The 25,372-nt window shown below is 57.2% G+C and carries 22 protein-coding genes and 1 pseudogene; 13 read left to right on the top strand and 10 right to left on the bottom strand.

Features of this window, described 5'->3' with window-relative positions; genetic code table 11:
* Positions 1–178 precede the first annotated feature (178 nt).
* From G403_RS0118245 to G403_RS0118215, 6 genes are all read left to right on the top strand, one after another.
* The gene (locus G403_RS0118245) at positions 179–919 is read left to right on the top strand and encodes a beta-ketoacyl-ACP reductase (protein ID WP_027855258.1); all 741 of its coding nucleotides are present in this window, start codon (positions 179–181) and stop codon (positions 917–919) included.
* Positions 920–1,244: 325 nt separating this feature from the next.
* Entirely contained in the window at positions 1,245–2,900 is a 1,656-nt protein-coding gene (locus tag G403_RS0118235) for a hypothetical protein (protein ID WP_245578397.1), read from the top strand.
* Between the two features lie 104 nt (positions 2,901–3,004).
* Positions 3,005–3,439, top strand: a complete 435-nt coding sequence (locus tag G403_RS23890) for a gamma-glutamylcyclotransferase family protein (protein ID WP_245578396.1) — start codon at positions 3,005–3,007, stop codon at positions 3,437–3,439.
* 155 nt (positions 3,440–3,594) lie between these two features.
* Positions 3,595–4,755, top strand: coding sequence for a cytochrome P450 (locus G403_RS0118225; protein ID WP_027855256.1), 1,161 nt, complete (start codon positions 3,595–3,597; stop codon positions 4,753–4,755).
* Between the two features lie 71 nt (positions 4,756–4,826).
* Complete coding sequence (locus tag G403_RS0118220; RefSeq protein ID WP_027855255.1) at positions 4,827–5,150, top strand: 2Fe-2S iron-sulfur cluster-binding protein; 324 nt, start codon at positions 4,827–4,829, stop codon at positions 5,148–5,150.
* 1 nt (position 5,151) lies between these two features.
* Positions 5,152–6,372, top strand: a complete 1,221-nt coding sequence (locus tag G403_RS0118215) for an NAD(P)/FAD-dependent oxidoreductase (protein ID WP_027855254.1) — start codon at positions 5,152–5,154, stop codon at positions 6,370–6,372.
* A 73-nt stretch (positions 6,373–6,445) separates the two neighbouring features.
* Here G403_RS0118215 and G403_RS0118210 read toward each other — a convergent pair whose 3' ends face one another.
* Positions 6,446–7,342, bottom strand: a complete 897-nt coding sequence (locus G403_RS0118210) for a LysR family transcriptional regulator (protein ID WP_027855253.1) — start codon at positions 7,340–7,342, stop codon at positions 6,446–6,448.
* Between the two features lie 110 nt (positions 7,343–7,452).
* On the opposite strand from G403_RS0118210, the gene G403_RS0118205 reads away from it, so the two are divergent.
* Entirely contained in the window at positions 7,453–8,733 is a 1,281-nt protein-coding gene (locus G403_RS0118205; protein WP_027855252.1) for a gallate dioxygenase, read from the top strand.
* A gap of 47 nt (positions 8,734–8,780) precedes the next feature.
* On the opposite strand, the gene G403_RS0118200 is transcribed toward G403_RS0118205, so the two are convergent.
* A complete protein-coding gene (locus G403_RS0118200; RefSeq protein ID WP_036234489.1) occupies positions 8,781–9,965 on the bottom strand; it encodes a benzoate/H(+) symporter BenE family transporter in 1,185 nt (394 codons plus the stop codon).
* A 135-nt stretch (positions 9,966–10,100) separates the two neighbouring features.
* Here G403_RS0118200 and G403_RS0118195 point away from each other — a divergent pair, with 135 nt between their 5' ends.
* The gene (locus G403_RS0118195) at positions 10,101–10,664 is read left to right on the top strand and encodes a helix-turn-helix domain-containing protein (RefSeq protein WP_245578395.1); all 564 of its coding nucleotides are present in this window, start codon (positions 10,101–10,103) and stop codon (positions 10,662–10,664) included.
* Here G403_RS0118195 and G403_RS0118190 read toward each other — a convergent pair whose 3' ends face one another.
* Genes G403_RS0118190 through G403_RS0118180 form a run of 3 tightly spaced genes read right to left on the bottom strand, consistent with a single transcriptional unit; the run spans position 10,665 to position 15,364 of the window.
* Positions 10,665–11,798 carry an osmoprotectant NAGGN system M42 family peptidase gene (locus G403_RS0118190; protein ID WP_036234486.1) on the bottom strand — a complete coding sequence of 378 codons (1,134 nt, stop codon included), beginning with the start codon at positions 11,796–11,798 and terminating at the stop codon, positions 10,665–10,667.
* On the bottom strand, positions 11,795–13,588 hold the full coding sequence (gene ngg / locus G403_RS23885; RefSeq protein ID WP_051299259.1) for an N-acetylglutaminylglutamine synthetase: 1,794 nt from the start codon (positions 13,586–13,588) through the stop codon (positions 11,795–11,797). Before ngg ends, G403_RS0118190 begins: the two co-directional genes overlap by 4 nt.
* Before the next feature lie 3 nt (positions 13,589–13,591).
* Positions 13,592–15,364, bottom strand: coding sequence for an N-acetylglutaminylglutamine amidotransferase (locus G403_RS0118180; protein WP_027855248.1), 1,773 nt, complete (start codon positions 15,362–15,364; stop codon positions 13,592–13,594).
* Positions 15,365–15,441: 77 nt separating this feature from the next.
* On the opposite strand from G403_RS0118180, the gene G403_RS25365 reads away from it, so the two are divergent.
* Positions 15,442–15,603, top strand: coding sequence for a hypothetical protein (locus G403_RS25365; protein ID WP_156899737.1), 162 nt, complete (start codon positions 15,442–15,444; stop codon positions 15,601–15,603).
* 81 nt (positions 15,604–15,684) lie between these two features.
* Positions 15,685–16,269 carry a glutathione S-transferase family protein gene (locus G403_RS0118170; RefSeq protein ID WP_027855247.1) on the top strand — a complete coding sequence of 195 codons (585 nt, stop codon included), beginning with the start codon at positions 15,685–15,687 and terminating at the stop codon, positions 16,267–16,269.
* Between the two features lie 37 nt (positions 16,270–16,306).
* Here G403_RS0118170 and G403_RS0118165 read toward each other — a convergent pair whose 3' ends face one another.
* Genes G403_RS0118165 through G403_RS0118150 form a run of 4 tightly spaced genes read right to left on the bottom strand, consistent with a single transcriptional unit; the run spans position 16,307 to position 20,709 of the window.
* Positions 16,307–16,786: an outer membrane lipoprotein gene (locus tag G403_RS0118165; RefSeq protein ID WP_245578394.1), complete on the bottom strand. Its 480-nt coding sequence runs from the start codon at positions 16,784–16,786 to the stop codon at positions 16,307–16,309.
* 47 nt (positions 16,787–16,833) lie between these two features.
* A complete protein-coding gene (locus G403_RS0118160) occupies positions 16,834–17,961 on the bottom strand; it encodes a phospholipase D-like domain-containing protein (RefSeq protein ID WP_027855245.1) in 1,128 nt (375 codons plus the stop codon).
* A gap of 2 nt (positions 17,962–17,963) precedes the next feature.
* Entirely contained in the window at positions 17,964–19,790 is a 1,827-nt protein-coding gene (locus G403_RS0118155) for an ABC transporter ATP-binding protein (protein ID WP_342665445.1), read from the bottom strand.
* Positions 19,783–20,709 (bottom strand): choline sulfate utilization transcriptional regulator, encoded by a 927-nt coding sequence (locus tag G403_RS0118150; protein WP_027855243.1) that lies wholly within the window; start codon positions 20,707–20,709, stop codon positions 19,783–19,785. Before G403_RS0118150 ends, G403_RS0118155 begins: the two co-directional genes overlap by 8 nt.
* 140 nt (positions 20,710–20,849) lie before the next feature.
* Between G403_RS0118150 and betC the strand changes: the two genes are divergently transcribed.
* The 3 genes from betC (at position 20,850) to G403_RS23880 (ending at position 25,042) form a co-directional block, all read left to right on the top strand.
* Positions 20,850–22,370 carry a choline-sulfatase gene (gene betC / locus G403_RS0118145; protein WP_027855242.1) on the top strand — a complete coding sequence of 507 codons (1,521 nt, stop codon included), beginning with the start codon at positions 20,850–20,852 and terminating at the stop codon, positions 22,368–22,370.
* 30 nt (positions 22,371–22,400) lie between these two features.
* The gene (gene choX, locus G403_RS0118140) at positions 22,401–23,351 is read left to right on the top strand and encodes a choline ABC transporter substrate-binding protein (RefSeq protein WP_211232715.1); all 951 of its coding nucleotides are present in this window, start codon (positions 22,401–22,403) and stop codon (positions 23,349–23,351) included.
* Between the two features lie 86 nt (positions 23,352–23,437).
* A complete protein-coding gene (locus tag G403_RS23880) occupies positions 23,438–25,042 on the top strand; it encodes a SulP family inorganic anion transporter (RefSeq protein WP_051299257.1) in 1,605 nt (534 codons plus the stop codon).
* A 161-nt stretch (positions 25,043–25,203) separates the two neighbouring features.
* Here G403_RS23880 and G403_RS25895 read toward each other — a convergent pair.
* Positions 25,204–25,372, bottom strand: a pseudogene (locus tag G403_RS25895) (transposase); the annotation flags it as partial.

The following is a 25,372-nucleotide window of genomic DNA, read 5'->3' as shown; positions in this document are numbered from 1 at the left end:
CCTGAGCATAGTAATTACAAACAACCATTGTTTGCAATAGTATATGTTTAGTTTTAAATAGATGGTTATAACAACCATTTTGCTCATTTTACTCATTGGCATATCAGACCTCCGGGGATACGCCGGTGAAGGTCTGTGGCAAGGATTAGATATAGCGTTATTGAATTGAGGGGAACCCATGCGTCTTCAAGCTAAGATCTCTATCATCACCGGCGCTGCCAGCGGCATTGGGCTTGCTGCGGCGCAAAAATTTGCCAGCGAAGGATCAATCGTTATGCTCTGCGACCATAATGAAGAAGCGCTGAGTCGAGCGGTGGCCCAAATCACATCGGAGGGAGGTCAAGCGGAAGCCTTTTTAGTCAATGTAGCTGACCGCGAGACGGTCGACTCGATGGTAACCCGTGTGCTTGCGGACTACGGGCGCATCGATATCCTGGTCAATAATGCGGGAATCACTCGGGATGCGAGCTTGCTAAAGATGACCCAAAACCAGTTTGACGATGTCATCGCGGTAAATTTGAACGGCGTATTCAACTGTACGCAAGCCGTTGCGCCAACCATGATAAATCAGGGCGGTGGATCCATCATCAATACATCCAGCATAGCGGGCCTGTATGGCAATTTTGGCCAGGCCAACTACGCGGCGTCCAAAGCAGGTATTATTGGATTGACCAAGACATGGGCCCGGGAACTCGGACCAAAGGGCATTCGAGTCAACACCGTGGTCCCCGGGGCAGTGGCAACCGACATTCTTAAGACAATCCCGGAAAAACTATTGGCCCAGGCTGAAAACAACTGCTGGCTACGACGACTCGGCAAGCCAAGCGAACTGGCCAATGCCTACCTTTTTCTGGCGAGTGATGAAGCCAGTTTTGTAAACGGAGCAACCCTCGAAGTCAGCGGCGGCGTAAGCCTTTAACGAGCGCCGTCATCCCACCCCTGACTTTTTCCCAGGCCGTAGATAAGAGCGCTGGAGGACTTCAGATCCGCTCGCTCAGCGAAACCTTGAATCAAGTTTTTCCCCTGGTTGCCGATCACAGAGGCCATGCCGTTGTATTTTCTGGATGAAGGGCCACAACATGGAAATCGCCTCTAGCCGCTACCAGCCCCCCGCTCCGGTGAGCCCTGCCCGCTCCGCGGGGTCCAGCCAAAACGACCCGAACAGCACCCTAACCTCAAGAGTCCACGCAACCAAGGCCCCCTCTGAAAGTGCCCGTAGATCGAGTTCTGCCGAAGACAATGCGATGTATAAGTCGCTAAAGGTCTACCAAGGCACCTATCGAGGCGGGGCGGCACAGGACCTCGCCAAAAGCACACGCATCGATGCGATCCTGAACCGCCTTTCAGAGAACGAACAGGCCGCGCTGATTGATAACAATCCGATGCTGTTCGATGACGATTTCATTCACCTGGCCGAAGAGATGAGTGACGATCAGCTCAGCCAGTTCGTCGCCATTGCTTCAGCGTTGCAAACGATTCCTCTGGTTGAAAGCGCCCATCAAAGCCGCGCCTACTCCGGCACCAATGAAGTCGCGAGCCTGATTAACGAACTATTCGAGATGGATGCCGATACCCGTAGCCGAGTATTGGACAAAGCTGAAAAGTATGCTGAACAGGTCGTACGACGGCCCTCCTCGCAACTGACCTACGATACCCAGAGTATTGGCCGTTTCCATACGGATGGCGCGACCGCCAACGACCTTTTCAACTTTAATAAAGCCATTTCGGGCAGCGATGACATCAACGGCTTGCTAGATCAGCTGGCTCAGTTTGACGAGCACCAGCAAACTCAGTTGCTGGGTTTGTTGCGAAGAGACAACGCGCTTGGCAGCCGGATGATGGACCAGTTGGAGGGTCGCGCCCCGGAAGCACAAAGCCCCATCCTGGATTTTATGTCCGAGCTGGATACGACCCGCAAATTTCATATGAAATATGATGCGACGGGCGTAACCCGGTCTGTGCTTGATTTCGACAATAACGGTTATGAGGTTATCGTCGGGATGATGGAAGATACGGTCTCACTGCTGGAAAACTATCGCTTTGATGACGAACAGCTCGAGCAGATGGGTAACCGGTTGAAGCAGTTGGAACGCAGTGATCAGCGTGCCTACCTGGCGATATCCAAGACCGGCTTTGAAACCTTACTGGGCGATATCACCGACACAGGTAAACAGATCGACCTGAGCAAGCATGAAGAGGCGTTGGAAACAATAAATGACCTTCGCAATAACGCGCAGGTCCGCGATTTGGTGTTTAGGTCACGCATGGGAGAAGAGAGCTTTGAGAACGGGACCCGCTACTACGAGCAAAAGTCCTTAGGCCAAGCCCATCGGGATGTCGAGGCGATGGTCCGTTTTCTGACTACGGATGGTTGGCTGAACCATCGGCTCGAAGACAGTTCTGCCCATGTCGCACAAACCAACCGCCTCACAATGCGGCTGACGGATATGGATGCAGAGCAACGTGATCAACTGGTGGAAGACCTTAACCGGCTAGGCCAGGACGTACACCCCATCACCGAACTATCGGACGCAGCCCTGAAAGAAACCTACGACGCGCTTTTTGACCGCACAACCTCCATCGCCAATGTTGATGACCTGAGCACGCTGGCTGACGCGGAAGCAAAGACCCAACCCGGGTTGAGAGACGCCTTCTGGCAGGCCACAGAGCTTGCCGGTGAGCGGGTCGATGACGTGTTGAAGATTCTGGATGAAAACGGGCCGGAAATTCGCCAACGGCTGATCGAGACACTGGCGGAGCAGGCCTCTGAGACCGCGTCCGGCCAGAAAACACGCAGTGAAGTGGACGAAGACCTGAGAAAACTGATCAACTTTTTCAAGGAAGACCACAGAAACGATGACAAGCTCAGTTACATAAATCAGGCCTTTGCAGCCCACTGAGGTCAGTCAGCGCTTGCCCAGGCCCGTTTATCCTCCGGTCTGGAGCCATACCGGAACCCAAGAGTCCATTTCCACATAAAGCACCTTTCTGAGAGACTGGGGCGATGATGACTAAACTCCTATCGCCCTCGGTGCTCGCTATAACGGCGACATTCACACTGGTATTGCCGCTGTTCTACCTCTGGTTCACCCTGCTGAGCCCCTGGGGCTACACCCGCCCTGCCCATTTGCTCGACGTTGAACCGGGAGAGCATCAGGTGTTTGTCTATGGCACCCTGCGCTCACCGATTGTGCGTCGGCTGGTGATCGGCGAATGGGTCGAGTCCGAGCCTGCCCGGCTATCGGGCTATCGTAAAACGGGGCTGGATCTGGAACCAGATCAGGGCAGATCCGTGGAGGGAGAAACCTTTACGGTAAGCCGCCCTGAATTACTGCGCCTGGACCGTTATGAGCGCCTGGGAATTCGCTATGAACGGGTGAGCATCGAGCTGACGGATGGCAGCCAAGCCTGGGTCTACCAGCGGCTTGAACGTCCCTAAGCGCCCCGGTATACGCGACTCAATAACCTTATAAAAAACAGGCGAAGTGTTCTGTTTGTACAAGCAATAGGCCTGTATATGCATTCCTGATCGATTCGAATCGCTCATAAAATGAAACCTCGTTAATTAATAACTACAACGTTCGAGGTGAAGCGATGTTCAGGTTCGACCCCTTCTCTCCAGAGATCGACGCCAACCCCTTCCCTGCGTATAAGGCGCTGCGCGATGAGTACCCCTGCTTCTGGAGCGAAGAAGCCAATATGTGGGTGCTGACCCGCTACCAGGATATCGTCATGGCCCTGAATGACTGGGAGACCTTCTCCTCAGCCAAGGGCAACCTGATGTCCGAGATGCCGGGACGCGCCGGTGCAACCCTCGGCACCTCCGATCCGCCCCGTCACGACCGTATGCGTGCTCTGATCCAGAAAGCGGTGATGAAGCGTGCTCTGGACCATATCATCGAGCCGGCCCATGCAGCGGCGCGCGCTCGCCTTGAGGCGGTTAAGGACAAGCAGCCGTTCGACTTTGTTGAAGATTTCTCGGCCAACTACACCGTTGACCTGATCGCGTATCTGTTCAACCTGCCCGAGGACAATCTGGACACCGTACGTGAAAAAGCGGTTCTGATGGTGCAATCCGACCCAGTGACGCGTACCAAATCACCGGAGCATCTGGCTGCTTTCGAATGGATGCGTGACTACGCCGATACGCTGGTTGAGATCCGCAAGCAGAATCCGGGCGAGGACCTTCTGAGCCAGTTCATCCTGTCCGAGATTGATGGCGAGAAACTGGAAGATCGCGAGATCCAGCTGACCGTAACCACGCTGATTATGGCCGGTATCGAGTCACTTTCAGGATTCATGAGCATGCTGATGAAGAACCTGACCGACTTCACCGACGTGCGTGATGCGCTGGTGGAAGATCCGTCCAGGATTCCGGACGCCATCGAAGAGAGCCTGCGCTTCAACACCTCGGCCCAGCGCTTCAAGCGTTGCGTCCAGAAAGAGATCACACTGCACGGCCAGACCCTCAAGCCCGGTGACTTTGTCTGTCTGGCCTACGGCTCCGGCAACCGCGATGATCGCCAGTTCCCCAACCCGGACGTCTACGACCTCAGCCGTAAACCCAAAGGTCATCTGGGCTTTGGTGGCGGCGTACACGCCTGCCTGGGCACAGCGATCGCACGACTGGCGTGCAAGGTAGCAGTCGAAGAGATCCTGGCGATGTACCCGACGATTCACAGTGTCGAGCAGGAATTCGAGTGGATGCCTTCATCCACCTTCCGCAGCCCGTTACATCTGTGGCTCAAAGCCTGATCCATACCTGAAACAGCAAAAGGCGCCCTGCGGGGCGCTTCTAACCGCACCATCTTTGAGGAGACACGACCATGTCCAAAGTCACTTATATCGATTTCGCCGGTAACACCACGGAACTGGACCTGGCCAATGGCATGACCCTGATGCAAGGCGCCTTGATGAACGGTCTGGACGGGATTGAAGGCGAGTGCAGCGGCTCCTGCGCCTGCGCAACCTGCCACTGTTATGTCGATGAAGCCTATCTTGGCAAACTGCCGGAAATCAGCGAGAACGAAGATGAGCTGCTCGACAGCACAGTCAGCGAGCGCCTGCCCAACAGCCGCCTGAGCTGCCAGATTCGCATGTCAGACGAGCTCGACGGCATCGTCGTTCGCCTGCCCGAGGAGCAGAGCTGATATGGCCGGCGTTGTCATCGTTGGCGGGGGCCATGCCGGTTTCCAGTGCATCGACAGCCTGCGTAAGGGTGGCTATACCGACGCGATTACGTTGATCGACGCCGAGCCTCACCTGCCCTACCAACGCCCGCCGCTATCCAAGAGCTACCTGCTCGATGGTGCAGACCCCGACACCCTGCTGTTTCGTACCGCTGCTTTTTTTGAAGAGCAACGCGTAGAGATGCGTCTGGGTCAACGTGTCGAATCAATCGACCGCGGTGCGAAAACCCTGGTTCTGGATAACGGTGAGCAGGTGGTTTACGACCAGCTGGTACTTGCCCCAGGCGCACAGCTGCGTCCTCTTCAGATTCCAGCTGATCTGGCGGACTCGGTTCACTATATAAAATCACTGGACGATATCAACGGCATCCGTGAACAGCTTGATGCAGTCGAGGACGTGGTCGTCATCGGCGGTGGTTTTATCGGCCTGGAGTTCGCATCCACGGCCGTTAAGTTGGGCAAGCGGGTGAGCGTTCTGGTTCGCGGCGAGCGCATACTGAATCAGAACGTGACGCCGGAACTCTCCGAGTACATGCTCAAGGAGCATCAGGCGCAAGGTGCTGATATTCGGCTGAATACGCGGATCGAAACCGTTAATCGGCTGGAGAGCGGCCGATTGTCGATCCTGACTCAGGATGGACAGCAGCTTGAGTGCGATCTACTGGTCGCCGGTATCGGCGTTACACCGGCCATCGGATTGGCAGAACAGGCAAGCCTGGAATGCGATGGTGGCATTCGGGTGGACAGCTATTGCCGAACCAGCGATCCGTCGATCTGGGCAGCCGGTGATGCGGTCAGCTGCGAGCATCCGATGGCTGAAGGCTTCACTCGCATCGAGTCGGTCCAGAATGCGGTCGATCAGGCCAAAGTGATCGCAGCCAACATCACCGGAACACCAACCACCTACGACGCTGTACCCTGGTTCTGGTCCGACCAATACGCTCACAAGATACAGATGGTGGGTTTCCATCAGGGCTACGACCGGGTTGTACAGCGTGGCGATATGGACTCAGGTAAATTCACCCTGTTCCTCTACAAGGGCGACCAGCTGATTGCCGTTCACACCGTCAACAAGCCCGCGGATCATATGGCCGCGCGTAAACTACTCGCTGCTGGTATCTCTCCCAGCTTTGAAGAAGCGGCGGATGAAAGTCTGAAGCTCAATACGCTGTTGAAGCGCTGAACGGCGCCTCGATTAACGCTGACCGTTCCTCCTGGTGACTGCGTGCTTACACAGTTGCGAGGAGAAACCTCCGTTACATCCCCTCACAGGTCTCAACCAGAAACTCCAGAAACGCCCGGGTTTTATTGGAGAGCAGTCGACGGCTGGGATAAACGGCGGACAGAATCGATGCCGAAGCTTCAAATTCCACCGCCTTGAATACCTGTACCAGCTCCCCCCTGGCCAGATGCCGCTTGCAGTACTGATCCGGTAATAATGTCACGCCCAAACCGCTCAGAACCGCCTCGCGCACCGCGATTGGATCGTTAACATGTATGATTCCGCGGCTCAGATCGAGTTGGCGCTTCTCCCCGTTCACTCGGACCGGGAAGCCCTGGATACCATAACGTTTTTCACAGATATGGATATGGGGTACCAGACTTTCGATCCCCCCATTCAGTCCATGACTGGCCAGGTATTCCGGGGTTGTCACCCAGCATAGACGACTCTCGTAGAGTCGACGGGCGATCAGCTCGGAATCATCCAGATGCCCTACCTGCACAGCCAGATCGATCCGGTCCCGGATCACATCCACCGGATGGCTGGTAATGACGATCTCCAGCTCGATAGCGGGAAAGCGCTCGTAAAACCGACGCAACCGAGGCGCAACAATCTCCCGGGCAAAGGCCATCGGCAAGGCTACAACGAGAGGGCCAGCCGGCTCTGAAACCAGTCCGGCCATGGTGGCGTCGGCTTCGTTCACCTGCTCAAGTATCATTCGCGCCTGCTCCAGAAACACACGCCCTTCACTGGTCATGCGTATATTGCGCGAGTTTCGTTCAAGTAAACGAACGCCTAAGCTTCGCTCCAGTCGGGTCAGCGCCTTGCTGATAGTGGACTTGGCCAGCCCCAGCTCCTCAGCGGCAGCGGTTATGTTCATCTGATCACAGACCGCAACAAACAGCGGCAGATCATCCAGGTTCCAGTTCATCTATTGAGTGTTTCTATACGGAAACGATCCATTCATTATAAGCCAATTGTTGATGCCGACTAACTCTTTACGATGGGCTTAAATCATCAGCTCACTTAGAGGAGTAAAACATGGCTCGTATTGTTGGCGGTATCGGCGCCTCTCACTCCCCCACAATCGCTTTCGCCAAAGACACCAACAAGGCGTCGGATCCGGCCTGGGCCCCAATCTTCGAAGGCTTCAACGCGGTACAGAACTGGGTGAAAGAGAAAGAGATCGATCTGCTTTTTCTGATCTTCAATGACCACATCACGTCGTTTTTCTTCGACCACTACTCCCCCTTTGTTCTGGGGGCAGACGATCAGTATCACACCGCCGACGAAGGCGGTGGCCCTCGCGACTATCCGCCCGCGCGCGGACATGCAGCCCTGGCCCGTCATATCGGCGCCTCTCTGGTCGCAGACGAGTTCGACATGTCGTTCTTCCAGAAAAAGCCGTTGGATCACGGTTTCTTCTCCCCGCTGTCGATGATCTCTCCAGACCCGGAGGGTTGGCCCGGCCAGGTGGTCCCGCTGCAGGTGGGCGTCCTTCAGCTGCCAATCCCCAATGCCAAGCGCTGTTACAAGCTCGGCAAGGCGCTGCGCAAGGCGATACAGAGTTACCCGGAGGATATGAATGTGGCCATCGTCGCCACCGGTGGCCTCTCGCATCAGGTCCATGGCGAGCGCTGCGGCTTTATCAACGAAGCCTGGGATGAGGAGTTTATGGATCTGCTGGAAAGCAACCCGGAGCAACTCACCGAACTGCGTCTGGCCGAGTATGCCAAACTGGGCGGTATGGAAGGTGCCGAGGTGATCATGTGGCTGATCATGCGCGGCGCACTCTCAGATCAGGTAAAATGCGTACACCGCACCACCTATGCCCCATCGATGACCAATATCGCCACGCTGATCTTCGAGGACAGAGGCGAGCATCCCACAGCGGAAGAGATCTCTGAGCACCGCACACATATCGGTTATGAACTGGCCGGCGCGGAAGATCTGGAAGGCACTCATCCGTTCACACTGGAGTCCAGCCTCAAGGCGTACCGGATCAACGACTTTCTGCACCGTCTGATTGAGCCGGAGCACCGCGACCGATTCCTGAGCGACTTTGCCACATTGGCCGACGAGTTCGGTCTTACCGAACAGGAGCGCGACATGATCGCCGAGCAAAAGTGGATCGAGATGATCCACTACGGCGTGACTTTCTTTGTGCTGGAGAAAATGGCCGCCGTGGTGGGCGTATCCAACCCCCATGTCTACGCCAGCATGCGGGGTGAAGACCTGCAAACCTTCCAGAAGAGTCGCAAGGTCGCGATGCAATATTCCGTTGCCGGTGGCAATCGAGCCAACGAACTGGACCAAAACTAACCCTTTTCCGGCCGCTCTCCCAACGAGGGGGAAGCGGCCTTTTCTGCTCAGACGCTGCGACTCGCCAGTATTTTCGGCAGCCAGTGCGCGACCAGTCCGATCACCAGTCCCCAGAATGCACTGCCTACCCCCATTAACGAGATGCCCGATGCAGTGACCAGAAAAGTGATCAACGCGCTCTCTCGGCTCTCGCCGGACTCCAGCGCCGCCGCCAGTGAGTTACCGATGGTGGCCAGCAGCGCCAGTCCCGCAATACTCATCACCAGTGCCCCGGGCAATGCGGCAAACAGCGCTACAACCGTTGCACCAAACAGGCCGGTCAGCAGATAGAAACACCCGGCCCACACCGCAGCCCGATAGCGCCGCTTGGGATCGGGATCCGCATTTTCACCCATGCAGATCGCAGCGGTAATGGCCGCCAGATTAAATGCATAACCGCCGAAGGGTGCCAGTAACAAACCGGTTAAACCGGTGGTGGTAATCACCGGCGACACCGGAGTCTCATATCCGTTGGCGCGCAGCACGGCCAGTCCCGGCAGGTTTTGGGACGTCTGGGTAACGATAAACAGGGGCAGACCCACGCCAATTAGTGCGGCAACGGAAAACTCTGGCTTAACCCAGACCGGCCAGGCCAATGCCAGCTCAAGTTCATCCACGACCAACTGCCCCTGCACGGCAACGCAGCTTAAGCCCGCCACCAGCGTCAAAGGAATCACGTAGCGCGGGAGGTAACAGCGAGCCAGCAAATAGGTCACCAACATGGTTCCAACCAGCCAGGTGCTATCCTCCAGCGCAACAAATAGATCCAGGCCGAACTGAAACAGCACGCCGGCCAGCATCGCGCCGGCCAATGCCGAAGGCACATGCCGTATCAAACGATCAAAGCCCCCGCTGAGTCCCGCCAGCATCGCCAAGGCAGAGGCGAACATAAAGATCCCCACCGCCTCGTTAAGGCTATGCCCCATCAAGCCTGTCACCAACAAAGCGGCTCCCGGCGTTGACCAGGCGGTGAGCAGCGGCGTTTTATAACGCAGGGACAATCCGATGCTGGTGACCGCCATACCCAAACCCAGTGCCCATAGCCAGGATCCGATCTGGGTGTCGCTGGCACCGGCACTGCGAGCGGCCTGCAAAATGATCACCACTGAACTGGTATACCCCACCAGTACCGCGACAAATCCAGCGGATATATGCGAGAGGGAAAACAGATCGGAAATTCGTTTAGTCGGCATCGGAGCTCACCTGCCTTGTTTCCACGTCAGGCTGAGCGCTCTTACGACGCCACAGCCATGTGCGCTATAACGCACAATTTGCGACAGCATAGCGTTATACGCTATAACGCACAAATCAATTTGCGGAGATCAATCGTGGACAGCCCTGATTACATAGCCACTGCGTTACAGGCAATTCGCCAGGAGCGAGGCTGGAGCCTGGATCGCGCCTCAAAAGCGACGGGGGTCAGCAAGGCGATGCTGGGGCAGATCGAGCGCGGCGAGTCGAGTCCCACATTGGCCACGCTGTGGAAACTGGCCACCGGCTTTCAGATCTCACTCTCTCATCTGTTACAACCTACTATCACACCGCCCGGAGGCGTGCAGCTGCGCAGTGCTGACCGTCTCAGGCACCGCCCCACCACCGACCCGATGCTGGTAGCGCCCCTGTTCCCGTACGACCCGGCCTTTGGTTTCGAGTTACTGGAATTAACGCTGCCGCCCGGCTACGAGCGCCTTTCGGCCCCCCATGACGCAGGGGTCACTGAGCATGTCACGCTGATTCGCGGGCAGATGGCAGTCAAGGTCGGTGAGGCTTGGGTGGAGTTACACATGGGGGACGCCCTGCGATTCAATGCCGATCAGCCCCATGGATACCGCTGTTGCGGCGGTGAACCGGCTGTATTTCACAACCTGATTCACTACCGCTACACCCGCTGATCACATTTTTAAACGCTCGGTATCGTGGATCAGCGGATACTCGGAAATTGCGCCGATCGCGTTCTGATCCTTGTCGAACATGGGCTTGGAGGTGAGGTAGCTCACCAAAAGGCGGGTCACCGCTTCCAGCGAGCGCATATGCACCCGCTCCCAGCCATGGGAGGCATCAAGGCCGAAACAGATCAGCGAGGTCCGAATGTCATTCCCCGCCTCCAGCGCAGAGGCCGCATCGGAACGGTAGAAGCGGAATATATCGCGACTGAATTCGATCTCCCAGCGCTTGCACAAGCCAATCAGGTGCTGGTTAAGGTGGCGGTCGAACGGGCCACTTGAGTCCTGCATGGCGATAGTCACGCCATACTCACAGGTATTCTGGCCCGGGGCGTTGGTGCCGTTGTCGATGGAAACCATCTCGGCGATATCGCCCATCAGGATATGGGATGCACCGACACCCACCTCCTCCGAAATCGTAAACAGCAGGTAGCTGTCCAGCTCGGGCTGGACACCGGCGTCACGCAGCGCCTTAACCGTCGCCAGCATGCAGGCCACACCCGCCTTGTCATCCAGATGACGGCCGTTAACAAAACCGCTCTCGGTAAACTCCGGCTTGGAATCCACCGAAACGAAGTCACCGACCCGAACCCCCATATCCCAGAGCTGGTCGATCTGGTTCACCGGCTCATCCACGCGGATCTCGAGGTTGTCCCAGTCCGATTCCTGTGAGTCGACCTCGGTGTTATAGGTATGACCTGATGCTTTCAGCGGCAGAATAGTCCCGGTGTAGATCGAACCATTGTCACAATGGATTTTGACCCGGGCACCTTCGGCAAAGCGTGCATTCCAGTGCCCGATAGGGACAACCCGCAGCCGGCCATCGCGCTTGAGCCCCTTGACCATCGCTCCGAGGGTATCCAGGTGAGCGGCGATAGCGCGTCGCGGCGCCGTTTCATTGCGCCCGGGAATGATCGCACGAACCGCACCCCGACGGGTCAGTTCATAACGAATTTCCAGCTTTTCCAGCTCCGCACAGATATAGCGCACCACATCATCGGTCATACCTGAGGGGCTGGGTGTCAGGAGCAAGTGGTTGAGCTGTTCCTGGAGGTACTCCTGATCAATGTTCAGTTCAGTCACGCATCACTCCTCTGATTCAAATGCTTGGAATTCTGACTCCGGGTATGCGGAAACAGCAGATCCACAAACCGCTCCACGGTGGGCTGGGGCTCATGATTGGCAAGCCCGGGCCGCTCGTTCGCTTCGATAATGGCATAATCGGGACCGCTCACATCAGGTACCATGAAATCCAGGCCCACCACCGGGATCTCCAACGCCTTTGCGGCCCGAACCGCCGCGGATGACAGCACCGGATGCAGATCGGCCGTCACATCATGAATAGTGCCTCCCGTATGCAGGTTAGCCGTTGTGCGCACTTGTAGCCACTCACCACCGGGCAGGACCTGGTCCAGACTGTATCCTGCGCGGCGCACACAGCGCTCGGTTTCCGCATCCAGCGGGATCCGGCTTTCACCGTCTGTTGCTGCCTCCCGACGGCGGCTCAAACGCTCGATCAGCTCGCCAATGCTGTGTGAGCCATCACCGCAGACGCTGGGAGGTCGGCGCACCGCAGCCGCCACCACCTGATAGTCGATCACGATAACGCGCAGGTCATCCCCGCTGACGCACTGCTCCAGCAATACCTTGTCACAGAACGCGCGGGCGGACGCCACCGCCGCTTTAATCTCGTCAACCTCGGTGAGCCCGACCTGAATACCACGGCCCTGCTCGCCCCGGGCCGGTTTAACCACCACAGCACGGTGACGCGAGACAAAATTCTCAATGGTCTCGTCATCGCCGGCGGTGACCTGCTCGGGAACACGTAGCCCCTCTTTTTGCAACAGGCGACGGGTGACCGCCTTGTCGTCACAGCGGGACATGGCCACGGCGCTGGTCATTTCACTGAGCGATTCGCGGCAGGTCACCCAACGCCCGGCCAGAGACAGACGGAAGAAACCGCCCTCGGCATCCAGCACCTCAACCGCAATACCGCGTCGCCGCGCCTCTTTGGTGATCAGGCGCGCATAGATGTTGAGATCTTCCTCCGGATCCTCGCCGATAAACAGCCGTTCATTGATCGAGTTCTTATGCTTGACGCAGTAGACCGGCACCTGTCGAAAACCGAGCTTTTCATACAGATTGATTGCAGGCTCGTTATCGTGCATCACCGACAGGTCGATAAAGCTGCGTCCGCGCGCGATCATCATCTCGATCAGATGACGGGAAAGCCACTCCCCGACCGCCGGCACCTGAGTTTGCGGATCGGTCACCAGTGCCCAGAGGCTGCACCCATTGTCCGGATCATTAAACGCCTCACGGTGATCAACGCCGGTGACACAGCCAATAATTTCACCGCTGTGCCTGTCCTCTGCCACCAGAACCGTCAGTTCCGGCTTGTCGTTCAGTTTGGTATAAAAGCCGTCGTAGGCGGGTACCATGCCGCGCGCCATATGCAGGCGGTTGATCTTGGGCTGGTCATCCTCTGCCGTTAGCTCACGAATCACCAGCGTCTCCGGACGCGCGGGCAGTTTCCGATAACGGCGGAAGTCGAGCCGGAAGGTGAGCGAGGGATCCATGAACAGATCCTGGGGGGCATGGGAGAGGACCAGATGAGGCTCGCGCACATAGAGCGCAATATCACGCCGCCCCTCGCGCTCCAGCCGTAGCAGGTTAGCCAGTTCCCGGGGGTTACTGAACGTCTGGCCGAAGATCAGCCGCCCCCAGCCGCAATCGATCGCCACGTCCGACGCCATCTCGCGACCGCCGGGCAGGTCCAGCGGATCGCCCCAGTGTTTAAGGGAGGCCATGGTATTCGGATCCATCGGATCCAGCTCAACAGCCTCACTCCTGTCGTCAGTTTCATTATTCATCGATCAGATTCCGTGGGTCTGCATCCACATCTCCAGCAGCGCCATCTGCCAGAGTTTGGAGCCGCGTAGCGGCGTGATGTGGTCTCGCGGTGCATCCATCAGCATCTCAAGATACTCGTGGCGGAACAGCCCTCGCTCACGGCAGGTATCGCTGTCCAGATACCCCCGTACAAACTCCAGGTAGGGCCCCTCGATATACTTAAGTGCAGGCACCGGGAAATAACCCTTGGGACGGTCGATCACCGCACTGGGGATAATCCGCCGTGCCATCTCCTTGAGCACATATTTGCCGCTATCCTTCACCTTGAGTTCAGCGGGAATACGCCCGGCCAGCTCCACCACTTCGTGATCAAGAAATGGCACCCGCGCTTCCAGGCCCCAGGCCATGGTCATGTTATCGACCCGCTTGACCGGATCGTCGACCAGCATCACGTTGGTATCGATATGCAACGCCTTGTCCACCGGACGGGGGGCTGACGCGCTGGCAAAATAGCGCTCTACAAACTTGCGGGAGTAATTATCGCCCACATACTGAGAGCTGATCGCCTGGGCAAACTCCGCCTCGCTACGATCAAAGAAGGCCTTGCTGTAATCGGCCACCGCGTCTTCGCTCTCCAGCATCGGCGGATACCAGTGGTAACCACCAAAAACCTCGTCGGCACCCTGCCCGCTCTGGACCACTTTCAGGTGTTTGGACACTTCGTGGGAGAGCAGATAAAACCCCACATTGTCATAGCTGACCATGGGTTCGGACATGGCGGAGAAAGTATCCGGCAAAGTCTCCAGCAAGCGGCTGGAGGGCACCATGATCTGATGATGCTCGGTGCCGTAGTGGTCGGCGATGATATCGGAGTACTTAAACTCGTCCCCCTTTTCGCCGCCTGCCGCCTCGAAGCCCACCGAAAACGTATTCAGCCCGGTTTGCCCCTGTTCGGCCAGCAAGCCGACGATCAGACTCGAGTCCAGCCCGCCGGAAAGCAAGACCCCCACGGGAACGTCGGCCACCGCCCGGCGTTCCACCGAACGACGCATGACAGCAAGCAGTTCATCTTCCCAGTCACGCTGAGTCTTGTCCTCATCGCCCTGCTGCGGTCCCATGACCTGTGACCAATAGCGGGTATCGCGATACTGCCCATCCGCTTCGATCACCCGGTAAGTGGCAGGCTCCAGCTTACGTACGCCCTTGAGCAGGGTATAGGGCGGCGGGACAACCGCATGCCACTGCATGTAGTGGTGCAGCGCCACCGGGTCGATTTCTGTATTGACCTCACCCGCCGCCAGGATTGCGGGCAGTGAGGAGGCAAATCTCAATTTGCCCTCCAGCTCAGCATAGTAAAACGGTTTTATACCGAACCGGTCGCGGGCCCAGACCACCCGGCCCGTGTCCCGGTCGTGTATGGCAAAGGCAAACATACCGTTGAACCGTTGCACGCACTCCGGGCCCCAGGCATGAAAGGCCTTGAGAATCACTTCGCTGTCGCCGGTAGAGAAAAAGCGATAGCCCAGACTCTGGAGTTCGCTGCGCAACGCTTCGTAATTGTAAATGCAGCCGTTGAAAACCAGCGTCAGCCCCAGATCCGGATCATGCATCGGTTGCTGGGCATGATCGGACAGATCGATGATCTTCAAGCGCCGGTGACCGAACGCAATGTTCTTCTGTGCATAGACACCACCGGCATCCGGGCCACGCGGTTGCAGGCGATCAGCCATCCGCAGCACGGCCGTCACCGACGGTGACTGACCGGTAAATACTATTTCACCGCAGATTCCACACATAGGCTGTCGTCTTATCCTTTTGAGAAAACCATTGATGGGCCGCAGGGGCTATCGGCCCCGGCAATCGGGAGGTCATCATGTCTAAACCGCGCTGGGGCGACATGATTTCGGTGAGGCTGCTTCCACTGAGGTGGAACGCGGAGATCCAGGCAGACACGCTGGGTACCCTGAAAGATCGTCGAGTGTTTCTTTACGGTAGCAAACAAAAACCACTTGCACAAACCACCCCAAATGGCTAACTCTTTGTTTTTTAAATCTTCACAGTAGACATAGCCACCTTCAGCTAAACTGCCATCTGCACTTAACAACGAGGGAGTCACATGAAACTGATCGGATCTTCCACTTCACCCTACGTGCGCCGCATTCGGTTGCTGTTGGCAGACGCAGGACAGGGTTATGAGTTCGCCGACCTGAATATCTATGGTGCGGACCGGGATGAGCTTCGCAAAGAGAACCCCGCCATGAAGATTCCGGTGCTCCATGACGGCGATGACGTGGTGTACGACTCGCGAGTGATCTCTCGCTATCTGCAGGAGAAACTGGACTTGCCCCACCTGAGTTGGGAGCAGGAAAATCAGTTAACGGTGATTGACGCCGTGAATGACTCCATGGTCACACTGCTGCTGTCACAGCGTTCAGGCCTGGATACCGACCGCGAAGAGGTGATGTTTTATCGGCTTCAGCATGAACGCATCGCGCTGTCATTGAAAGCGCTGGAGGAACTGGCTGCAACCGACGCCTTCACGGTGTGGCATTACCCATCGATCTGTCTCTACTCGATGCTGGACTGGGGTTATTTCCGGGAACTTATCCGCTCCGGTGACTATCCCAATCTGGCGCGCTGGCATGCAGCTCAGGACAGCCGCTCCAGCGTCACCGCAACCGATCCGCGCCAAGCGAACTGAGTTGGGTTAAGCGGGTGACTTATAAACTCTCAGAGCTTTAGTAAGTCACCCTCACATTGCCTCCGTTGCGCAGCACCCGCACGCGGTCGCCCGGCCGGAAGAAGCTCTGATCCTGTACCTCCTGCACCAATGAGATCAGCTCGCCATTATCCAGACGCAAGGTGATTTCCTGACCCTGACGACGGCTGGTGGACTCTTCGACCCGCTGTCCGATAATGCCACCGGCCACAGCACCGAGCACTGTGGCGATGCGCGAGCCGCTGCCGCTGCCCACGCCACTGCCGGCGATACCGCCAACCACGGCGCCAGCACCTCCACCGACAACACCATCGGTACGTCCCTCAATGACCACCGGCCGCACAGACTCAACCACGGCGTACTGAACCCGCTGGACCTGCCGTGCTTCACTGCGGCTGTAGGCGTCTCCGGTCAGACTTTGCTGAGCACAGCCCCCAAGCGCAAGCGCTGCCGCCAACACCGTAAAAATCATAAACCGGGTTTGACCACGACGTGCCATATATCCACCTCCTGACGGGCGCATAGGGGTGGCTCACCACCCTTGCCCTATCGAATTCTCAAGATCCACTGGCAGACCAATGCCCAGATCAACTCTTTCAGCTTCCGTGTCCAGGGCCTTTTCGCCCAGACCTCTGCCGTAATCTCTTCGCTGTCGGCAAAGTCTCTTTCAAACAACTGAACCACCGACTCACTGAATGTCCTTTCATCGACCTCAATATTAGCCTCCTGGTTCCAGCGTAGATTCCAATGATCCAGATTACACGAGCCCACCGACACCCGCTCATCGAGCAGTGCAATCTTGGAATGGAGCATGCGCGGCTGGTACTCATAAATCCTGACACCCGCGTTTAACAAGCGTCGGTAGTACCGTTTGGAGGCATGATAGATCCATCGATGATCTGTCAGAGGTCCGGCCACCAGCAGTCTCACATCCAGCCCTCGACGCGCTGCGTAGCGCAGGGCCAGCCGCAACGACAGCGAAGGCAGAAAATAGGCGGTGCAGATCCACACCCGTTTTCGTGAAAAATGAATAGAGCGCAGCACACTGAGCTTTAAATGCTGACGGGTCGGGCCCTCAGAAGTCAGCACACGAATCCGCGCAGCCCCCGTCTCCGGTAATTGAATACGCCCGCCCTCAAGAGCACTGCCCAGGCTTCTGCACCAGAGCCGCTCAAACAGCCCCACCAAGTCGGCCACCACAGGACCACGTACCCGGCACATCAGTTCATGCCAGGGCGTCTCCCTCTGTGTTGGATCCGCATACAGATATTCATCGGTCAGCCCTGAACCGCCGATGAACGCAAGGGAATAATCAACCACCAGCAGTTTACGGTGATCCCGGGACAAGTTTGCACTCCACTTTCCCAGCGATAGAGGATTGTAAAAAACCAGCTCCACGCCGGTGTCGCGCATACGCTGTCGATCACGTCGTCCCAGGTCCCGTGCGCCGTAGTGATCAAATAAAACACGCACCGCCACGCCGCGCTGCGCCGCTTGCCCCAGAGCCTGTATAAACGTGTCCATGACCGCACCACTGGAGACCAGGTACATCTCCAGCAGCACGGACTCCCGGGCCTGAGTAATCGCTTCCAGCATAGCGGGATAGAACTGTGCCGCGTCTACGATCAGCTGGATATCGTTTCCATCGCGCCAAGGACACTCGGGACGACGCATGCTCACCTCTGCCGGGTACCATACAGCCGCGCATAGAGGCCGTTCTGACTGAGCAACTCTTCATGACTGCCGCGCTCGCTGATCTGCCCACCCTCAAAGACATAGACATGATCGGCCTGGCGCACGGCACTGAGTCGATGAGCCACAATAATAGTGGTTCGCCCGGCTAAAAAGCTTTCCAAAGCGCGATGCAACGCGTATTCAGTCTCTGTATCCAGCGCCGACGTCGCCTCGTCCAGAATCACCACGCTGGGGTCGCTCAAGACCATGCGGGCGACAGCCAGGCGCTGGCGCTGCCCCCCTGAAAGGCGAACCCCCTGACGCCCCACCCGCGTATCGAGCTGTTGATCGAGTCCCTCGACAAATTCACGAAGCTGCGCCACTTCCAGCGCCTGCCAGAGCTGTTCCTCTTCGAACTCACGCCCCATCGCCAGGTTTTCTCGAACACTGCCATTAAACAGGGCTGGAGCCTGAAGTACTGTCGCCACATTTTCCCGAACACAGTCCAGACCAATCTGGGTGACAGGCACCCCGTCAAAGCGCACCACGCCTTTCTGGGGTGGATAGAGGCCGAGCAATACCTGCACCAGCGTAGACTTGCCCCCGCCGCTGGCACCCACCAGCGCCACCTTCTCCCCGGGCGCAATTTTCAGACTGATCCCGCGCAACACCTCCTGGCCTTCGATGTAGCTGAAATGGATATCGTCGAGCTCGATGGCAACCTGCTTCCTGCCCTCGAACGGGTTTTGAAGGTGCGGGTAAGCGGGCTCGAGATGCAGGTCCATCAAACGGTTGACCCGGGTTAGTGCTGCACGGGCTCCGAACCAGGCGTACTGAATACCCAGTACCTCCTGTACCGGTCCCATCATGAACCAGAGATAGCCGAAGACCGCCATCATCTGACCGATACTCAGGTCGGAGAACACCACCATCAGCATGGCCGCTGCGCGAAACACATCGACCCCGATCATGAACAGGATGAAACTTAAGCGGCTGGTCGCATCCGACTGCCACTCAAACGCCGTGGAGTGGTCCCGCACCTCACGGGCACGGTCGGTCAGACGCATTAAATAATGACGTTCGCGGTTACCGGCACGGATCTGCTGAATCGCATCCAGGGTTTCAGTCAGCGCCCCCTGAAACACCTCGAACGCCTTGTTCTCCCGCTTTTTCAGCAACTTGACCCGCTTGCCGATCGCCATGGTCAGATAGATCACCAAGGGGTTCAGAAAGAGGATAAACAGCGCCAGCTGCCAGTGCATCCAGAGTAGAATCACGGCCGTGCCGATAATCGATAACGTGGCTACTAACAGGCGACTGACCGATGTCCCGACAAAGCGGTCAACGGTATCCAGGTCCGTCACAAAATGGGAGGCCACGGTTCCACTGCCCAGGGTTTCATACTCATTCATCGAGATCTTCTGTAATCGCTGCAGAAGGCTGGCCCGAATCCGAAAGATCACGTCCTTGGAGATGATCGTGAACTGGCGGGTTTGCCAAACGTTAAGGCCCAGGGCAAACAGACGCAGAATCACCGTGAACAGCAATACCGCTCCGATATACAGAATAGGCCCGTGCCAACCCTCAGGGGTCATCCCGTTGACCGTTTCGACAACCACGCCCGGTTTATCCAGCAACACCTCGTCCACCAGCAATGGCATCAGCAACGGCAGGGGAACAGACACCGTCGTCGCCAGAATTGCGATGATATTGGCCAGGATCAACTCACGCCGGTGCTTGAGGCCGATATTCAGAATATAGCGCCAGTCATAATGTTGAGAGACATCCTGCGGCGAACCGGGAAGCTCCTTGGGTTGCATGCTAGTCATCGTTCTCTTCGATCTCGGTAGTGCGAGTTTGCAGCAGCCAGTGTACGAAGTGGCGCTTGGCATTGACCGGCTCGCGAGGCCGGGGCTCTCTTAGAAAGTAACCGCCCCGGGTATGAACGGTAAAGTCGCGCAGGGCAACGAGCAGACCCCGATCTATCAAATCATCGACAAGCGTGCCCCAGCCCAGCCCCACGCCCTGGCCGGCCAATGCCGCCTGTATCAGAAGCGTGTAGTTGTCGAAGGTCAAAACCGGATCATCGGATTTGGGCTCTACACCCAAATGCTGGAGCAGATCCTTCCACTCTAACCAACCGGCTCCCGATTCGGCGCGCAAGCTCAGCAATGGCATCGTTAGCAGCTGGTCAGCCTTTTGAGGTGCGCCCAGCCGCTCCAGCAGTGCGGGGCTGCAGATCGGAAACACCTCCTCGGCAAATAGCCGCCTGGCACCGCGTTGGGTTGGCGGCGTGCCACAGAAGCTAATTGCCACATCCGCATCTTTCGGCTGAAGTCCATCCCCACCCTGAGAGGTCATGATGCGCACATCCACCTCTGGATACCGGCTACGGAAATCAGGCAGCCGAGGCATCAGCCAGTAGGCGGCGAATGCAAAATCGGTGGCCACCGTCAGCCGTTGATGTTGGCGTCGGTACTGCAGTTGTTCCAGGGTTCCGGCGATCCGGTGCAGCCCCTCCTCCACCGCATGGTGCAATGCACGACCTTCATCGGTCAGCTCCACACCACGATACACCCGGAGAAACAGCTCCAGCTGCAACTCCTCTTCCAGCCCCCTTACCTGCTGGCTTACCGCAGACTGAGTCGTGCCCAGCTCCCGGGCGGCTGCCGTAAAACTCAGGTGTCGCGCTGCGGCCTCGAATACGATCAGACTCTGCAGCGCAGGCAAACGTTCCGCAAATACCATTAGCCTCACTAATCCCAAGTATCAGTTTTCAGTCAGTTTACACCGTTTTTTCCGTATGGAACCCTGAAGTAGAGCGACTAATCGATAAATCGATCTAATCACAAACCGGACTTATAAACTTAAGCAGGCGCAGTCATCTCATGCAGGAACAGCCCAATATCTTGTTCATTATGGCCGACCAGCTGGCCGCCCCGGTCCTTTCCTTTCTCGGAGGCAAGACCGCCAAAACCCCTAACCTTGATCAGCTGGCGGAGCAGGGTGTGGTGTTCGAATCCGCCTACTGCAACAGTCCGCTCTGTGCACCAAGCCGGTATGTGTTGATGACAGGACAGCTACCCTCCCGCATCGGTGCCTGGGACAATGCCGCGGACTTCCCGGCCGACTACCCTACATTTGCACACTACCTGCGCCACGCCGGATATCGCACAGCGCTCTCCGGCAAAATGCACTTCTGTGGCCCGGACCAGCTCCATGGATACGAAGAGCGCTTAACCACGGATATCTACCCCGCCGATTACGGCTGGTTTGTCGACTGGCAAAACTTTGATCAACGGCCAACGTACTATCACAACATGTCATCGGTCACTCAGGCGGGGCCTGTCGTACGGACCAACCAGCTCGACTTTGACGATGAAGTGGTGTTCCACGCCCGACGCTACCTGTACAACCACGCTCGGAGTGAAGATCAACGCCCGTTTTTCCTGACCGTTTCCATGACCCATCCCCATGATCCCTACGCAACACCCCGGGAATACTGGGACCGCTACACAGAGGATGAGATCGACCTGCCCTCAGTCAATATCGCCGATGCCGAGCAGGACCCTCACTCCCAACGCCTGCTGCATGTTTACCAGAAAGATGAGCGAGAGATCAGCGAGAAGCAGATCCGCAACGCCCGCCGGGCCTACTATGGCAATGTCAGCTATGTGGATGACCAGATCGGCAGTCTGCTGAACTCCCTCAAAGAAACAGGGCTTGATCAGAACACCATTGTTATTTTCTCAGGCGATCACGGAGATATGCTGGGTGAGCGCGGACTCTGGTATAAAATGAGCTTTTTCGAATGGTCAGCCCGGGTTCCCATGCTGGTCTGGGCACCACAACGTTTTGAGCCACACCGCGTCACAGAGTCCATATCCACCCTGGACCTGTTACCGACTCTGGTGGAGCTCGCCTCCCCTCAAAAACCCCCGAAATACGTTATGCCGATCGATGGCCGCAGCCTGATGCCCCACCTGCTCGACCAGGGTGGACATGACGAAGTCATCGGTGAATACACCGGCGAGGGGGTAACCGCTCCCCTGTTTATGATTCGCCGGGGCCGATTCAAATATGTCTGCTGCGAGACCGATCCGGAACAGCTATTTGATCTTGAGGCCGATCCCAAGGAGATGAACAACCTGACAACGAACCCCGCATATGCAGAACAACTCGCAGCGTTTCGTCAGGAGGCCGCGCAACGCTGGGACAGCGACGCGATTACCGAGCGTGTACTGATTAGCCAGCAGCGCCGACGCTTTATCGCCGAAGCACACCGCCAGGGTATCGAGCCCAAGTGGGACCACCAGCCCATGGTGGATGCGAGCCGCAGCTACATGCGCAACACTATCGATCTGGACGACCTGGAGCGCCGTGCGCGTTTTCCGCAACCCTCGGCCTGAGTGCCACCGTCCACCAACAGAGGAAAACCGATGAACGCGATGAAAAAGACTCTAAACCTGACCCTGGCTTTGGGGTTGGCTGGAACACTGAACGCCGGGGCGGCCTTGGCGAACGATCACAGCTGCAAGCAGGTCACTCTGAGCGGCCCGGGCTGGACCGATATCGCCGCCACTAACGGCGTAACGGAAGTCCTGCTGGATACGCTGGGCTATGATGCCAAGGTGGAAACCCTGGCCGTACCCATCGGCTTCGAAGGCTTAAAGAGCGGCGAAGTGGACCTCTTCCTAGGCAACTGGATGCCGGCCCAACAGAAGTTTATCGACAAGTACGGCGACTCTCTCGATATCGTCGGCACCAACCTGACCGGTGCCAAGTTTACGCTGGCTGTGCCGCAATATGTCCACGATGCCGGCATCACCGATTTTGCCGATCTTCAGACGCAAGCTGACAAATTCCGCAACCGGATTTACGGTATTGAAGCCGGGGCACCCGCCAACCAGCTGCTGCAGAAGATGATCGACAGCGGCGACTTTAATCTAAGCGACTGGCAACTGGTCGAGTCCGGAGAACAGGGCGTGATGAGCCAGGTACGCCGGGCAATTCGACGTGATCAGTTCATCGTCTTCCTGGGCTGGGAACCCCATCCAATGAACAGCACCATGGAGATCGCCTACCTGACCGGCGGCGACGACTACTTTGGTCCTGACTTTGGTGGTGCCACGGTTCGTACCCTGACTCGTAAAGGCTATTCCGAAGCCTGTCCCAACGTCGGTCAGCTGCTGCAAAACATGACCTTCACGCTGGATATGGAAAATCAGATCATGGGATACATCCTGGATGACGGCATGAAACCCGCTGCGGCGGCGCAACGCTGGCTGGCGGCCAATCCCGCCGTACTCGATACCTGGCTGGATGGCATCACAACGCTGGACGGCAAGCCCGCCACACCGGTAGTCAAGAGCGCGCTCGACTCTCTCTGATCTGCCCGAACGCGCCCTTCGGGGCGCTCGCTTAGCCACCTTCTGATAGACTCCGCACACACACCAATCCGAACCGGAGTTAACTCTTGGCCGATCTGTTCCCATGGCGCCATCAATTGAGCGGCACTCAGATGCGGGCGGACCTGATTGCAGGCCTGACCGGTGCTGTGATCGCCCTCCCCCAGGGTGTTGCCTATGCGTTGATAGCCGGCATGCCGCCAGAGACCGGCCTCTATACCGCTATCATTGTGGCCGCCATCGCCGCACTGTTCGGCTCATCCTGGCAGATGATCTCCGGGCCCGCCGCGGCCGTGTCGATGGTGATAATGAGTATTGTCAGCGGGGTCGCCGAGCCCGGCTCGCAAGCCTTTGTCTCCACGGTCATTACGCTGACACTGTTGGTCGGACTGATTCAGTTCGGCCTGGGCCTGCTGCGGGTCGGCTCGCTGGTCAACTTCATATCCCATACGGTCATCATCGGCTTTACAGCAGGGGCAGCGATACTCATCGCCGCCAGTCAGATACGCTATTTACTGGGCATAGAGCTTGATCGAGGCCTCAACCTGTTTGAAACCCTCGGCGCTTTGGCCGGACAGTGGCAACAGGCCGATTGGCGGCCGTTTGTGATCGGCTTGGTGACATTGATTTCGGCGGTCGCCTTGAGACGGATAAACCGTCGCCTCCCCCACCTGTTGCTGGCGTTGATCGCAGGCTCCGTGGTCTGCCAGCTGCTGGGCGGCGGCACAGCCGGTATCGAAATGGTCGGGACCATGCCCAAGAGCCTGCCCAGCCCATCGCTGCCCTCGCTTACGCTATCGGAACTGGATAGCCTCGCATCCGGTGCCTTCGCCCTGGCGCTGCTCGGTCTGATCGAGGCGGTCAGTATCGCTCGCGCTCTGGCCGCCCAAACCCATCAGTCGATCAGCGGAAACCGGGAGTTTGTTGGCCAGGGGCTGGCTAACAGTATCGGCAGTTTCTTCGGCTGTTTTGCCGGGTCCGGCTCCTTTACGCGATCCGGCGCCAACCTGACTTCCGGTGCCAGAACCCCCCTGGCCGCGCTGATTAATGCCCTGATCGTGGCACTCGTTCTACTGCTGTTCCCGAGCTTTACACACTGGCTGCCGCTGCCCGCCATGGCCGGTGCCATTATGCTGATCGCCTGGAATCTGATCGATACACACCACATCCGCCAGATCGTGAGCGCAAGCCGCAGCGAGTCTCTGGTTCTCGGCGCCACCTTCTCCGCTACCCTGCTGGTGAATCCGGAGTTTTCGATTTACGTGGGCGTATTTCTTTCCATCGCTCTCTACCTCAGACGCACCTCGCGTCCCTCCATGATTCCGGTGGCCCCGTTGCAAGACAGCGAGCGTCGCAGTCTGCGCAATATCCACCGCTACAACCTTCAAGAATGCCCGCAGCTAAAAATCATCCGCATCGACGGCTCCATGTTCTTCGGCTGCGTCGACCACATTCAGCGTCACCTGCGCACGCTGTCGAAACAGAGTGAAGGCCCGCCGCGCATCCTGATCATCGGCAAAGGGATCAATTTCGTGGATGTATCGGCTTTCGAGATGCTGATACAAGAAAAGCAACGGATCGAAGCTCAGGGCGGCGCCTTGCTTTTTGCCTCCTTCAAGGGAACGGTTTTGGATGAGCTGCGTCGTGCAGGACTACTTACTAATTCGAAATAAAGTAAGCGAACATTACCCGGAGATATAAGCCAAATCCGGATGGCCAAAAAACGATTTCAATAGTCGTGGCAATTTTTGCAAACGTCGAAGCTGCCGGTAAACAGTGCTCCGAAGTTGTTCTTTGCTGTTAATGATCTTTTTACCGACGTGATGGTATTTGATATAGCCCCAAACAGACTCGTCAGGATTCAGCTCCGGCGAGTACGGCGGCAGGAAGAACAACCTGAGCTTGCCGTCGAGACTCTCAACATAGTCTCGAACCCGACGAGCATGATGAACCGGGTGGTTATCGAGGATCAGGAAAACCGGCTTGTCAACATCTTGCACCAG

The sequence above is a fragment of the Marinobacterium litorale DSM 23545 genome, from assembly GCF_000428985.1.
Taxonomy (GTDB): domain Bacteria; phylum Pseudomonadota; class Gammaproteobacteria; order Pseudomonadales; family Balneatricaceae; genus Marinobacterium_D; species Marinobacterium_D litorale.
The sequence above is the reverse complement of the archived record's forward strand: the minus strand, read 5'-3'. Positions and strand labels throughout refer to the sequence as shown.

Excerpts from the sequence above, each read along its gene's own strand:
- G403_RS0118160 (WP_027855245.1), bottom strand. The coding sequence starts at position 17,961 with ATGCGTCGTCCCGAGTGTCCTTGGCGCGATGGAAACGATATCCAGCTG.
- G403_RS25365 (WP_156899737.1), top strand. The coding sequence starts at position 15,442 with ATGTCTAAACCGCGCTGGGGCGACATGATTTCGGTGAGGCTGCTTCCA.
- G403_RS0118245 (WP_027855258.1), top strand. The coding sequence starts at position 179 with ATGCGTCTTCAAGCTAAGATCTCTATCATCACCGGCGCTGCCAGCGGC.
- G403_RS0118205 (WP_027855252.1), top strand. The coding sequence starts at position 7,453 with ATGGCTCGTATTGTTGGCGGTATCGGCGCCTCTCACTCCCCCACAATC.
- G403_RS0118225 (WP_027855256.1), top strand. The coding sequence starts at position 3,595 with ATGTTCAGGTTCGACCCCTTCTCTCCAGAGATCGACGCCAACCCCTTC.
- G403_RS0118155 (WP_342665445.1), bottom strand. The coding sequence starts at position 19,790 with ATGACTAGCATGCAACCCAAGGAGCTTCCCGGTTCGCCGCAGGATGTC.
- G403_RS0118180 (WP_027855248.1), bottom strand. The coding sequence starts at position 15,364 with ATGTGTGGAATCTGCGGTGAAATAGTATTTACCGGTCAGTCACCGTCG.
- G403_RS0118150 (WP_027855243.1), bottom strand. The coding sequence starts at position 20,709 with ATGGTATTTGCGGAACGTTTGCCTGCGCTGCAGAGTCTGATCGTATTC.
- G403_RS0118200 (WP_036234489.1), bottom strand. The coding sequence starts at position 9,965 with ATGCCGACTAAACGAATTTCCGATCTGTTTTCCCTCTCGCATATATCC.
- G403_RS0118170 (WP_027855247.1), top strand. The coding sequence starts at position 15,685 with ATGAAACTGATCGGATCTTCCACTTCACCCTACGTGCGCCGCATTCGG.
- choX (WP_211232715.1), top strand. The coding sequence starts at position 22,401 with ATGAACGCGATGAAAAAGACTCTAAACCTGACCCTGGCTTTGGGGTTG.
- G403_RS0118220 (WP_027855255.1), top strand. The coding sequence starts at position 4,827 with ATGTCCAAAGTCACTTATATCGATTTCGCCGGTAACACCACGGAACTG.
- ngg (WP_051299259.1), bottom strand. The coding sequence starts at position 13,588 with ATGAATAATGAAACTGACGACAGGAGTGAGGCTGTTGAGCTGGATCCG.
- G403_RS23890 (WP_245578396.1), top strand. The coding sequence starts at position 3,005 with ATGATGACTAAACTCCTATCGCCCTCGGTGCTCGCTATAACGGCGACA.
- betC (WP_027855242.1), top strand. The coding sequence starts at position 20,850 with ATGCAGGAACAGCCCAATATCTTGTTCATTATGGCCGACCAGCTGGCC.
- G403_RS0118235 (WP_245578397.1), top strand. The coding sequence starts at position 1,245 with ATGTATAAGTCGCTAAAGGTCTACCAAGGCACCTATCGAGGCGGGGCG.
- G403_RS0118210 (WP_027855253.1), bottom strand. The coding sequence starts at position 7,342 with ATGAACTGGAACCTGGATGATCTGCCGCTGTTTGTTGCGGTCTGTGAT.
- G403_RS0118165 (WP_245578394.1), bottom strand. The coding sequence starts at position 16,786 with ATGGCACGTCGTGGTCAAACCCGGTTTATGATTTTTACGGTGTTGGCG.
- G403_RS0118215 (WP_027855254.1), top strand. The coding sequence starts at position 5,152 with ATGGCCGGCGTTGTCATCGTTGGCGGGGGCCATGCCGGTTTCCAGTGC.